Source organism: Dokdonella sp. (assembly GCF_049593775.1).
Lineage (GTDB): Bacteria > Pseudomonadota > Gammaproteobacteria > Xanthomonadales > Rhodanobacteraceae > Dokdonella.
On record NZ_JBAWHJ010000437.1, the window covers coordinates 1 to 11,184 of the forward strand.

At 60.8% G+C, this 11,184-nt stretch carries 11 protein-coding genes; 7 read left to right on the forward strand and 4 right to left on the reverse strand.

Features of this window, described 5'->3' with window-relative positions:
- Positions 1–351 precede the first annotated feature (351 nt).
- Positions 352–528, forward strand: coding sequence for a hypothetical protein (locus tag WBP53_RS15015; RefSeq protein WP_423930345.1), 177 nt, complete (start codon positions 352–354; stop codon positions 526–528).
- Positions 529–631: 103 nt separating this feature from the next.
- Here the strand turns inward: WBP53_RS15015 and WBP53_RS15020 are convergent, their stop codons facing one another.
- Both WBP53_RS15020 and pepN read right to left on the reverse strand, forming a co-directional pair.
- Complete coding sequence (locus WBP53_RS15020; RefSeq protein ID WP_423930347.1) at positions 632–1,294, reverse strand: hypothetical protein; 663 nt, start codon at positions 1,292–1,294, stop codon at positions 632–634.
- A 93-nt stretch (positions 1,295–1,387) separates the two neighbouring features.
- Positions 1,388–4,021, reverse strand: coding sequence for an aminopeptidase N (gene pepN / locus WBP53_RS15025; RefSeq protein ID WP_423930349.1), 2,634 nt, complete (start codon positions 4,019–4,021; stop codon positions 1,388–1,390).
- A gap of 136 nt (positions 4,022–4,157) precedes the next feature.
- On the opposite strand from pepN, the gene WBP53_RS15030 reads away from it, so the two are divergent.
- The 6 genes from WBP53_RS15030 to WBP53_RS15055 all read left to right on the forward strand — a co-directional run bounded on the left by WBP53_RS15030 (position 4,158) and on the right by WBP53_RS15055 (position 9,316).
- A complete protein-coding gene (locus tag WBP53_RS15030) occupies positions 4,158–5,144 on the forward strand; it encodes a pyridoxal-phosphate dependent enzyme (protein ID WP_423930351.1) in 987 nt (328 codons plus the stop codon).
- A gap of 99 nt (positions 5,145–5,243) precedes the next feature.
- Positions 5,244–5,870 (forward strand): DNA-3-methyladenine glycosylase I, encoded by a 627-nt coding sequence (locus WBP53_RS15035; RefSeq protein WP_423930353.1) that lies wholly within the window; start codon positions 5,244–5,246, stop codon positions 5,868–5,870.
- Positions 5,867–6,781, forward strand: a complete 915-nt coding sequence (locus WBP53_RS15040) for an arginine deiminase-related protein (protein ID WP_423930355.1) — start codon at positions 5,867–5,869, stop codon at positions 6,779–6,781. The genes WBP53_RS15035 and WBP53_RS15040 overlap by 4 nt, the downstream gene beginning before the upstream one ends.
- A gap of 146 nt (positions 6,782–6,927) precedes the next feature.
- Positions 6,928–7,176 carry a PepSY domain-containing protein gene (locus tag WBP53_RS15045; protein WP_423930357.1) on the forward strand — a complete coding sequence of 83 codons (249 nt, stop codon included), beginning with the start codon at positions 6,928–6,930 and terminating at the stop codon, positions 7,174–7,176.
- Positions 7,177–7,187: 11 nt separating this feature from the next.
- Complete coding sequence (locus tag WBP53_RS15050) at positions 7,188–7,916, forward strand: response regulator transcription factor (RefSeq protein ID WP_423930359.1); 729 nt, start codon at positions 7,188–7,190, stop codon at positions 7,914–7,916.
- 14 nt (positions 7,917–7,930) lie between these two features.
- Positions 7,931–9,316, forward strand: coding sequence for an ATP-binding protein (locus tag WBP53_RS15055; protein WP_423930361.1), 1,386 nt, complete (start codon positions 7,931–7,933; stop codon positions 9,314–9,316).
- 56 nt (positions 9,317–9,372) lie between these two features.
- Here the strand turns inward: WBP53_RS15055 and WBP53_RS15060 are convergent, their stop codons facing one another.
- Both WBP53_RS15060 and WBP53_RS15065 read right to left on the reverse strand, forming a co-directional pair.
- On the reverse strand, positions 9,373–10,569 hold the full coding sequence (locus WBP53_RS15060) for a glycosyltransferase family 4 protein (RefSeq protein ID WP_423930363.1): 1,197 nt from the start codon (positions 10,567–10,569) through the stop codon (positions 9,373–9,375).
- Positions 10,566–11,184 (reverse strand): glycosyltransferase (locus tag WBP53_RS15065; protein WP_423930365.1); only part of this gene is annotated, 619 nt, incomplete at its 5' end. The genes WBP53_RS15060 and WBP53_RS15065, both read right to left, overlap by 4 nt.

Sequence of the window (11,184 nt, forward strand, 5' to 3'; positions counted from 1 at the left end):
GGGGGGATCCAAGAGGGCCATGGTGCCGGGCGCCAGGTTGACCGGTCTTCTGATTCAAACAACGAATGCCGCGCTCTGAAAAGCGCGGCATTCGTTGTTTCTGGTCCAGGTGCAGACCTTATAGGTAACAGCAATTGACAGACTGTGACCGTAATCGCGGAAAAGAGGCAGCCCTGGATGAGCTCGGTCATCGCGGGTCATTTTGCGACATGAAACGTCAGGTTCGCCAGCGAACTTTCCGAAATTCCTTGCATTTCGAACAATCAGGCTGGTTGGCACGCCCCTTGCTACATCCATATCAACCAAACATCACCCAGGGAGTTCACCATCATGATTGCTACCGCATCCGCAATGAACCTCAATCCCCTCTTTCTTCGTCACGACCTGATGATCGAACTGGGTCGTCTGGAAATGGCCATGCAGGACATGCAGGGCACCTCGACGATTGACCAGGGCACCGCCCAGCTGAAGCAGCTCGAAAATCGACGCGCTCGCATCAACGAAGCCCTGAGCCGCCTGCCAGCCTGATAGCCGGCACTGGAATCTCTCTGGGAAAACGAAAACCGCGCGAAAGCGCGGTTTTTTCTTGCCCGCCGTTCGGAATTCACAGCGACTCCGAAAAAGCGAGCCGCTAGTGCTTGCGGGATGACCCCCTCTGCGAAGGGGCGCTGCGCATCGGTCTGGAGCTCGAAGACGAGCGACTTGGCGACGGAGGCGGCGAAACCGTTTGCGATGAGGCAGGTGAGCGTCGCGAAGACGAGACGGCGGGCCGGCTGGCGGCTGGTGCCGACATCGTGCTCCGCACGCGGCGAGCGCCCGTGTCAGGCATTGCGGCGCGATTGCCACCGGGAGTCAAGCCATTGCGTCGCGCCCAGGTCGCCGATTCGGGATAGGCAGCATCGGGGCGATGCGAAAGTCTGACACGCTCGGCACGCTCGGCTTCTCCTCGGGGACGCCAGCTCGGCGAGTCCACCACGATCACCGTCGGCGGCTTGGACCAGATGGGTGAGTAGCCGTAACCCCAGGGGTAGCCATAGCCGCCGTAGTAACCGCCGAACCCGAATCCGCCGTAGCCGTAACCAAGCCCGTAGCCGCCGTAGCCGTATCCGCCATAGCCGGTCCCGATGCCGAATCCGCCCCCATAACCTGCTCCGAACGAATCGATGAAGACATCGGCACCCGCATCCTCGTAGTAGTAGTCACCACCGCCTTCATAGGAATAGTAGTTGCCCGGGTTGCTTATGCATCCGGACAGGAAAGGCAACGCGGCGGCAATCAATAACAAGCGAAACATGGGGAACCTCCAGCCACTGGCCCCGGAAAACGGGACACCGGGAACAACATGACGCTTCCCGCCTGCGGATTCAAGTTTGTGCGCCGCTGCTGTTCAGGCTGCGCCCAGCGTGCGCGCGATGATATCGGACAGATCTGCCGAAACAGGCTGGATGGATTGCAAGCGGAGGAGTTCGGCGCGCATCAGGTTCATTCGCACCGGCTCAAGCCGCTGCCACGGCCCGAACGCCCCGGCGAGACGTGCGGCCACTTGAGGAATGGCCGGGTCCAGCCGCGCAACCGCATCGCCGACAAGACGGTAGCCAGCACCATCAACCCGGTGGAATCCACGCGGATTGCGTAGCGCGAAACTGGAATACAGCGCGTGGACCTTGTTCGGATTGTCCCAGGAGAACGCAGCGTGCGCTGACAGGCTCGCAACACGCTCGACCGTGTTGTGCTCAGGACGCAATGCCTGCACGGCGAACCACTTGTCCATCACGGTCGGAACATCAGCGTAGCGCAGTGCAAAATCATCAAGCACCGATTGCGCATCAGCAGCATTTCCGTGCACCAGACAGGTCAATGCCGACAAACGGTCACTGAGGCAAGTGGCGTCACGGTAGCGCGATCGCGCAAGTGCCAGGTGCGATTCATCGGCCACGCAAAGCAGATGCAGGCACTGGTTGCACAGGCGCCTGCGTGCCTGGGCGGCCGCTGTTGCACCCTCGCTGGCGGCACCCAGTTCTCCGTAGCGCTGCAGCAGCAGGTCCTGTAGCGACTCCGACAGGCGTGATTCAAGCCGGGAGCGCGCAAGGAATACGCGTTCCGGATCCACGTCAGCCAGGGGCTCGGCGAGGGATGACTCGTCGGCAAGCATGAGCATTTCGGCCAGTGTCGCGGGATCGAGCCCCGGGTCGTCGAAAGCGGCCCGCAGGCTGCCAAGCAAGGCCTCAATCGCATCCCCTGATTCGCCATCGCCATCGAGCTGATCTTCAAGGACCCGACGTGCAAGTGCATCCGTTGCGGCCCATCGATTGAAGCCGTCACTCTCGTTGCCTGCAAGTACGGCGAGGTCATGCCAGTGCACATCGTGGATCAGACGAACCGGCGCCGAATACCCCCGCAACAGGGAAGCAATGGGCTTGCTGTCGATATTGCGAAACCTCAGCGTGGTGCTTGCAGACTCGAGCAGGACAACGCGCTCGCTGCCTGGGCTTTCCGCGTCACCCTCCAGCTCCAGTGGCAACAGATTTCCTGCGGAGTCGAACAGGGCCAGGTCGACCGGAATCGGCAATGCCTGCTTTTCGCGCTGTCCGGGCGTTGCCGGAGTGAACTGGCTCAGGGTCAGTTCGTAGCTCCTATCCAGCGGGTTGTATCGACCGGACGCTGTCAGCTGAGGCGTTCCTGCCTGCGAATACCAGGCCAGCCATGACCCGAGATCCCGGCTGTTGGCATCACCCAGCGCGGCGAGAAAATCCTCAACGGTGACCGCCGCGCCGTCGTGACGGCAAAAGTACAGATCCAGCCCGCGCCGAAAACCTTCGCGTCCCAGCATGGTCGACAACATGCGCACGATTTCGGCGCCCTTGTCGTAGACCGTCATGGTGTAGAAATTGTTGATCTCGCTGTAGTGATCCGGGCGCACCGGATGTGCCAGCGGGCCTGCGTCCTCGCTGAACTGCGATCGCCACAGTGCACGCACGTCTTCGATCCTGCGCAGCGTTCGTGATGCCAGGTCGGACTCGAATTCCTGCTCCCGGAAAACAGTCAGACCTTCCTTCAGGCTGAGCTGGAACCAGTCCCGGCAGGTCACCCGGTTTCCGCTCCAGTTGTGGAAGTATTCGTGGCCGATGATGGCGAGAACGCGGCGGAAATCGTCATCCGTCGCATGCTCGAGATCAGCCAGAAGATATTTCGAGTTGAAGATATTGAGCCCGGTGTTTTCCATCGCGCCCATGGTGAAATCATCGGTGGCAACAACATGAAATACGCCGAGTTCGTAGCAGCGCCCGAACCGCTGCTCGTCCCAGAGCATCGCTGCCTTCAGGCAGTCCATCGCATGCGCGCAGCGGCTGACGGCATTGCCGGGAGCCCAGATCAGCAGACGCACGCGCTGACCGCTGGAGGTGACATGCACGTCCTCGATGCACTCAAGCTGCCCGGCGACCAGGGCGAACAAATAGCTCGATCGCGGTTGCGGATCGACGAACCGCGCCCAATGGCGCCCGTCGTCCAGATCGCCGCTGCCATCCTCGTCACCACCCGCCAGCAGCACGGGAAAGCGCGAGCGCTGCGCTCGCAAGGTGACGGTATAGCGCGCCAGAACATCCGGGCGATCAATCGACCAGGTGATATGGCGAAAACCTTCGGCTTCGCATTGGGTGAGCAGGAAACCGCGTTCTGTTCCGCCGCTCACGTACAAACCCAGCATGGCCTTGTTTTTCTGCGGCTGGATTCTTGATCGGGTTTCTATCAATGCCTGGCCACGCAGACCTGGGATGACGAGACAATCCTGCTCCAGTCGGTATTCGCTTGCGTCCAGCTCTCGATCGTCAACACGAACAGCGAGCAGCTCGATACCAATCCCGTCCAGACGCAGATCAACCTTCAACTGGGCAGGATCCTGGACAACCGCGAGCCGCGCCTGGACCAGGGTGTTGTCCGCATCCAGGTCGAAGATCAGCTCGACCGTCTCCATGCGCCATGCAGGAGGACGATAGTCGCGCAGATGGATGACAGGCTTCATTCTTTGTGGATTTCCATGGCCGATGCTTTGATGGACCGCGTCGTGCAAACACGGTCATGCCCTTGCGCAGCGCAGGCTAGCACGCACCCGTCCGGCCCATGTAAGGTGCGCCCAGTCCATGCGGAGGTTTTTTGCAATGAACCCTACGGCCGGCATCAAGAAGCCTGATTTCGCCGCCATCGAGCAAGCCGCCACGCGGATCGCCGCGCACGCCCATGTCACTCCCGTGATGCGTTCACAGTCGATCGACGCAATGGCCGGTGCCAGCCTGTTTTTCAAGTGCGAAAATTTCCAGCGAGTCGGCGCATTCAAGTTCCGCGGCGCCTGCAATGCCGTATGGTCGCTGTCGGAGTCACAGGCGGCATGCGGCGTGGTCACCCACTCGTCCGGCAATCACGGTGCCGCCCTGGCACTCGCTGCACGGACTCGCGGAATCGTCTGCCACGTGATCGTGCCGGAAGGCGCGGTGCGCTCCAAAGTCGAAGCCATTGAAAGCTACGGTGCAACGGTACACCGCTGCAAGCCAACCATCGCGGCACGCGAGCATGCCGCGGAAGACGTCAGGCAGAAGACCGGCGCGACCCTGGTTCATCCGTACGCCGATTCGCTCGTGATTGCCGGCCAAGGCACAGTCGCGAGGGAGTTCATTGCCCAGGTCGGGGCGCTGGATGCGCTGATTGCCCCGGTGGGCGGCGGTGGCCTGGTCAGCGGAACTGCCATCGCAGCGGCAGCGCGCATGCCGGATGCAAGCGTGTTCGCCGCCGAGCCGGCCGGTGCCGCCGACACCCAGGCATCGCTGCTGTCAGGTGAGCGCATCTCGGATTTTGTCCCGGACACGATCTGCGATGGCTTGCGCACCCTGGTCGGCGCAATCAATTTCGAGATCGTCCGCGAACATGGCGTCGAAGTACTGACTGCCACGGACGAGGAAACGATTTCGGCGATGCGCCTGATCTGGCAGCGCCTGAAGATCGTCGTCGAACCTTCCGGCGCGATCGTACTGGCCACCGTCCTCAGGCACCGTGAGCGATTCGCCGGCGCACGCGTTGGCCTGATCCTCACCGGCGGCAATGTCGACCTCGATGCCTTGCCGTGGGTCACCTGCGCACCCTCTGATCGCTGACGCCTGAATACGGCAAGGCTCATTTCGCGACCGGATGCTGCAGGCAAGTGCGCACTGCAGGTATTCTCGCCTCCCGGCCGTCAAGGATCCCGCGCATCAATGACTGAGAAGAAATCGCTACCCGACGATGGCCTGGAGCGTTGCAACTGGGCCTGCGGAAACTCGGTCAACCAGGCCTACCGCGACTACCACGACAGTGAATGGGGCGTGCCAGTCCACGACGACCGGCATCTGTTCGAATTCATCGTGCTCGAAGGTGCCCAGGCTGGACTGAGCTGGCGTACCGTGCTCGACAAGAGAGAGAACTATCGGCGCGCCTTCAAGAATTTTGATATCGACCGCGTCGCCGCCATGAGTGACCAGGCACTCGAGGCCTTGCTGTCCGACCCCGGGCTGATCCGCAACCGGCTGAAGATCTTTTCCGCACGCAACAACGCGCGTCTTGCGATCGAGCTGATCCGCGAAAATGGCAGCCTCGACGCGTGGCTATGGGAATTCGTGAACGGGAAGCCGATCATCAATCTATGGAAATCACATGCCGATGTACCGGTAACCAGTCCGATTTCGGATCGGCTCAGCAAGACCTTGCATGCGCGCGGTTTTCGCTTTATCGGCTCGACCATCTGCTATGCATTCATGCAAGCCACCGGCATGGTCAATGACCACCTGATCAGCTGTTTTCGCCATCCGCACAAGCTTGCGATCACCGATCAGGGGCAGCAATGATCGTCTGCGAACCCAAGGCATTCCTCGATGCGCTGGCATCGCATCCCTGTGAAATGGACCTGCCTGCGACGGCAAGTGCTGCTTTCCTCGTCAGCCCGGCCGATTTTTCGCTGGCGGCCGAGTCCGCCAGCGACAACCTGTACATGGACCTGGAACGCATACCCGATCCGCTACGCGCACTCGCCGAGCATGCCGAAATCGCACGCAGGCTATCCGAAGACATACCGGTCATCAGTTTTCCAGGCGATCCGCAAGCGCCTGACGGCGTGTTCCCGAACAATGCATTTGCAACCTGTGCAGGGCGCCTGATCATCGGCCACATGCGCCACGCGGTGCGCCAGCGCGAAACAGCCAGGACCGACATCAGGGCCTGGTTCGGCGATGTACTTGGACGCAGGATCATCGATCTTTCCGGAGCCGAACTGACCGCCGAACTGACCGGTTCACTGGTGATCGACCGTGCACGCGGAATCGGCTACTGCGGACTTTCCGAACGCTGCGACATGGCTGGCGCTCGCGCCATGCACGAAGCTTTCGATTTGCGTCTGACCTACTGTTTCGAGCTTGCCGCCGGCGAATATCACACCAACGTGGTCCTCGCCGTACTTGCCGGACGGGCCGCCGTTATCGCCGAGTCCGGCTTCGCCGATCCTGCCGCGGCGCGAGCCATCGCCGAGGTCTACGCGGCCGATGTTGTCTGGCTCGACGATCAACAAAAGCAGGCCTTTGCCGCAAACGCGATCAGCCTCGCCCCGAATCGTGTCTGGATGAGCGCCAGGGCCGAATCTTCCCTGATCGGGTCGCAGCGCAGGAAGCTGGAGGCCATGGGATTCGCCATAGGTGCCGTGGAAATGGCCGAGCTGGAAAAGGCTGGTGGCAGCCTTCGTTGCTGCGTTGGGGAAATATTTTGAGCCTAGCACCCCGCTCAAGTCTGAACCGGCGATTCAGCGAAAAGGCCCTTCGCGGCACGCGAGTTCAGGTTGAATTCAATGCGCGCCGTCAAGACTGCACCATCGGCGACGTACCAACGGTCGTCTTCGGGTCCCCTGTGGTGGAAATGTTTGCAGCCATTTTTCGAAAACAACTGCTGGTCATGGCTGCGGCAATTGCCGCCATCGTGTACTCGCCGCTTCCCCGTGCTGCCGAAATCGGCGCACAGGAAGCGGTGGATCGCGTGCAGCAGGAAACCGGAGGCAAGATCCTGACCGTGCAAACCTTGCGCATCGGCAAGCGCAAGATTTTCAGGATCAAGGTTCTGACACCAAATGGCCAGGTACGCGTCGTCGAAGTACAAGCGGATCAATAAAGGAGAAAGCAATGCGAGTGCTATTGGTTGAAGACGAAGCTCCGCTTCGGGAAACCCTTGCTGCACGCCTCAAGCGTGACGGATTCGCAGTCGATGCAGCCGGAGATGGTGAGGAAGGCCTGTTTCTGGGACGTGAAGTCCCCTTCGATGTCGCCATCATCGATCTCGGCTTGCCGAAGATGTCGGGCATGGAGCTGGTCAAGCAACTGCGTGAGGATGGGCAGCGCTATCCGATCCTCATCCTTACCGCACGCTCGTCCTGGCAGGACAAGGTCCAGGGCCTGAAGTACGGCGCTGACGACTATCTGGTCAAGCCATTCCATGTGGAGGAACTGCTCGCACGCCTGAATGCACTGGTTCGTCGAGCCAGCGGCTGGTCTCGCCCCTTGCTCGAGTGCGGCCCCATTGCGCTTGATACCACGGCACAGACGGTCAGCTCGAATGGCAACCCGGTCGACCTGACCAGTTACGAATACAAGGTTCTCGAATACCTGATGATGCATGCCGGCGAACTGGTCTCCAAGGCCGACCTGACCGAGCATATCTACCAGCAGGATTTCGATCGCGACTCGAACGTCCTCGAGGTGTTCATCGGGCGACTGCGGCGCAAGCTGGATCCGGAAAACACCATCAAGCCGATCGAGACCGTGCGTGGTCGCGGCTATCGTTTCGCTCTGGAACGCACCGATTCCGGGGCTGACGAGAACGAAACCACACCAGCTCCAGCTCCCGCAGCCTGAGTCCTGGAAGGGAAATGGCACACCCGCTGTCGTTGCAGGCCCGCTCGCTTGCGGCAGCGGGCATTGCCCTTGCCGCGTTCCTGGGCCTGACCTTCTTTGCACTGGATCAGGCCTTTTTTGATGCGGCCCTCAGTTCGCAGCGTGAGCGACTGCAAGGATATCTGCATGCTTACCTGGCCGGCGCCGACACCAATCGCGCCGGCAACCTGATCCCGCCGGAAGTCGGTCCGGACCCACGTTTTGATCGACCTGATTCGGGCCTCTACGCAAGCATCGTCGGCGACCACGTGCGCAACGCCAAGGATCGCCAATGGCGTTCACCGTCCGCACTGGGCCTCACGCAGCCTTTCAGCAGTGAGCTGGAACCGGGCGAAACCACTTTTGAGGGCCCTCTCGAATCCGGTGACGGTGAGTTGTTCGTATTGTCACAGGGCATTTCCTGGAGTGTCGGCAATCGACCCGAGTTGAAACTTACCCTGCATATCGCCGAAGACAGCACGGCCTTGCAAAACCAGGTCCGCGCATTCCGACGTACCCTGCTGACCTGGCTTGGCGGGCTTGGCGTGGGCCTGCTGTTGTTGCTGATTGGCGTGTTGCGATGGAGCATGGCTCCACTGCGCAAGGTCGCGGCCGATCTCGCCAGGGTCGAGCGCGGCGCGGAGGAGCACCTCGGCGACCGCTACCCCGCCGAATTGTCCGGACTCGCCACCAATCTCAACAAATTCATCGATTCCGAGCGTGACCGACTCAAGCGCTATCGACACACGCTGGCCGATCTTGCCCACAGCTTGAAAACGCCGCTGGCCGTGATCAGAACGCAACTCGAATCGGAAGTCGAAAGCAAGCAGTTGCGCTGGACCGTCCTTGAGCAGGTCGGCCGGATGGACGAAATCGTCGCCTACCAGTTGTCACGCGCTGCGACTTCCGGTCGGCAGACGTTTGCCGCACCACTGCCGCTGGAACCGTATGCCGAAGAAATCGTGCGCAGCCTGGAAAAGGTCTATGCCGACAAGCAGGTGCTGTGCGAGTTCGAGATTGACGCCGACTCCCGGTTTCGCGGCGACCAGGGTGACTTGATGGAGTTGCTCGGGAACGTGCTTGAAAACGCATTCAAGTGGGCGAAGCATTCCGTGCTGCTTACGACCCGGCCGATCGCGGAACACGAAAACTACTCCGGAGGACTCGAACTGATTGTCGAGGACGACGGGCCTGGAATTCCCGACAGTCGCGTCGAGCACCTCCTGCAACGAGGCGTGCGTGGTGACGAGCGCGTGCAAGGCCATGGCATCGGTTTGTCGATCGTCCAGGACATCATCAAGGCATACAACGGCAGTCTGAAAGTTTCTCGCTCGCCTGGGCTCGGGGGCGCACGCTTCGAGATTCATCTCAGGGGCGGCTGAGCCACACCGGGTGGAATTCATCGAAGCATCCACCGACAGCCGGGACCATGGAATCCTCAGCCCCTCGCCAGCGCCTCGACCTCGGCACTCAATCTGGCGGCAACCTGTTCGCGGCTGTAATTGACCAGTACATAGTCTCTGGCCTTGCTTCCCAGTTGACGACGTTGATCCGGCGGCATGGCACTTGCCTGGTCTATCGCCGCGACGAGCTCGACCTGGTTGCGGAAGACTTGCCCACTGCCACTGGTTATCACGTGATCGACTAGGACTTCGCACTGTCCGTTGACGATGATCGGCGTGCCCTGTGCCATGGCTTCAAGCAAGACGATACTGAGACTCTCGTAAGGCGATGGCTGCACGAATGCACGTGCCCCGGCCATCAACTCGAACTTGCGTTGCTCATCGACGAAGCCGAGATAGCGAACATCCTTGCGCTTGCCAATGCCGAGCACATCGTTGCCCGTAAGAATCAGCTCCAGATTCGAATCCGGATTCGCGGACTTGTAGGCATCGAAGCCGTCCAGCAACAGGGCGCAGCCCTTGCTGACGTCAATGCGTCCGCAATAAAGAATATAGGGTCGCTTTTCCGTGGCGGCGGATACCGGATCGGTGGCCACAGTCATCGCCACAACATTGCCGCCCTCCACGTTCCAGATACGCTTCCCGAGTCTGCGCTCGGCCTCTGTGTTCCAGAGCACACGTGGTGCCTGCCGGGCGAGGCGTGCGAAAGTCTTCAGGTAGGCCGGCGGCTCATCATGCAAGGCAGGTATCAGCGCCCAGCGCCGATGGCTCAGGGCTCGAATCCCATCCAGGGTCGGCGGATACAGATAGGGCAGGAAAAACACCGCCGCATAGTCGTCGCCGTGTTCGGCCAGATGCTGAAGGAGACCAGGGCAGTTTGGACCTTGCGCCCGGATGAACTCTTCTTCGAGGGCTTCGGGCCAGCCATATCTATTCGTCGGGTCGGCAGTCGGGGGCTTCTCGAAAGCAGCGAGCATGTTTTTGTGCAGGGCGTGGAAATAGGGCGTGCGCCCGCGCTCCACTGGGAACCTCAGGATGGAGATGCCTTCGCGCTGTTCTGTGCCGGGATCGAGGTCGTTGTCCCAATTCTGGTAGTCCGAAGCGGTCGAACTGAGCACGTCCACTTCGTAGTCCGCCGACAGCAACTGCGCGTACTGCCACGCCAGGGCTTCGGCACCTCCGACCAGGCGCTCGTGGCAGCGTTGCACGACAATGGCGACTCGCTGTTTCAAAGTACTGGCGCCAGGTGTTCAAGAAAGCGCCGACGAAGCACGTCGACAAAATAGGTTTCGCGATAGCGCTGGCGACCGGCCGACATCAGTTCATTGCGCAGCTCATCATCCTTGAACAGCCGATCGGCACTTGCAGCGTATAGCCAGGGATCGTTTTCTTCCCAGCAAATCCCTGCATCGCCCAGGGTCTCCGGCACGGCACTCGACGCGTGGGCGATGATGGGCGTACCGACCGCCATCGATTCGATCAGCGGTACGCAGAAACCCTCGTGCTGACTGAGCAACATGAATACATGGCTGGCCAGGAAAGCGGCCTTGAGTTGCGCTTCGCTGGCGCCATTGATCCAGGTTACGTGGTGTTCCAAGCCATAGCCTTCGATACGATCCCTGATCGCATTGGTGTAGCTCTCCAGGCGCGGATCGATCTTGCCCAGCAGAATCAGGCGCGCCGAATCGGAGTAGCCGCGGACATAGGCTGCAATTGCATCGACCAGTTCCAGATGGCCCTTGTTCGGCGCAACCCGGCCCACCATGAGGAAGTTGCGGGAACCGTCGGTGAGGGTGTCGACGAGCTCGGTGTCGGCTTCCGCCTGGACGATTTCCTCAACCCTATGG

Coding starts and splice junctions, on each gene's coding strand:
- WBP53_RS15015 (WP_423930345.1), top strand. CDS start 352: ATGAACCTCAATCCCCTCTTTCTTCGTCACGACCTGATGATCGAACTG.
- WBP53_RS15020 (WP_423930347.1), bottom strand. CDS start 1,294: ATGTTTCGCTTGTTATTGATTGCCGCCGCGTTGCCTTTCCTGTCCGGA.
- pepN (WP_423930349.1), bottom strand. CDS start 4,021: ATGAAGCCTGTCATCCATCTGCGCGACTATCGTCCTCCTGCATGGCGC.
- WBP53_RS15030 (WP_423930351.1), top strand. CDS start 4,158: ATGAACCCTACGGCCGGCATCAAGAAGCCTGATTTCGCCGCCATCGAG.
- WBP53_RS15035 (WP_423930353.1), top strand. CDS start 5,244: ATGACTGAGAAGAAATCGCTACCCGACGATGGCCTGGAGCGTTGCAAC.
- WBP53_RS15040 (WP_423930355.1), top strand. CDS start 5,867: ATGATCGTCTGCGAACCCAAGGCATTCCTCGATGCGCTGGCATCGCAT.
- WBP53_RS15045 (WP_423930357.1), top strand. CDS start 6,928: ATGTTTGCAGCCATTTTTCGAAAACAACTGCTGGTCATGGCTGCGGCA.
- WBP53_RS15050 (WP_423930359.1), top strand. CDS start 7,188: ATGCGAGTGCTATTGGTTGAAGACGAAGCTCCGCTTCGGGAAACCCTT.
- WBP53_RS15055 (WP_423930361.1), top strand. CDS start 7,931: ATGGCACACCCGCTGTCGTTGCAGGCCCGCTCGCTTGCGGCAGCGGGC.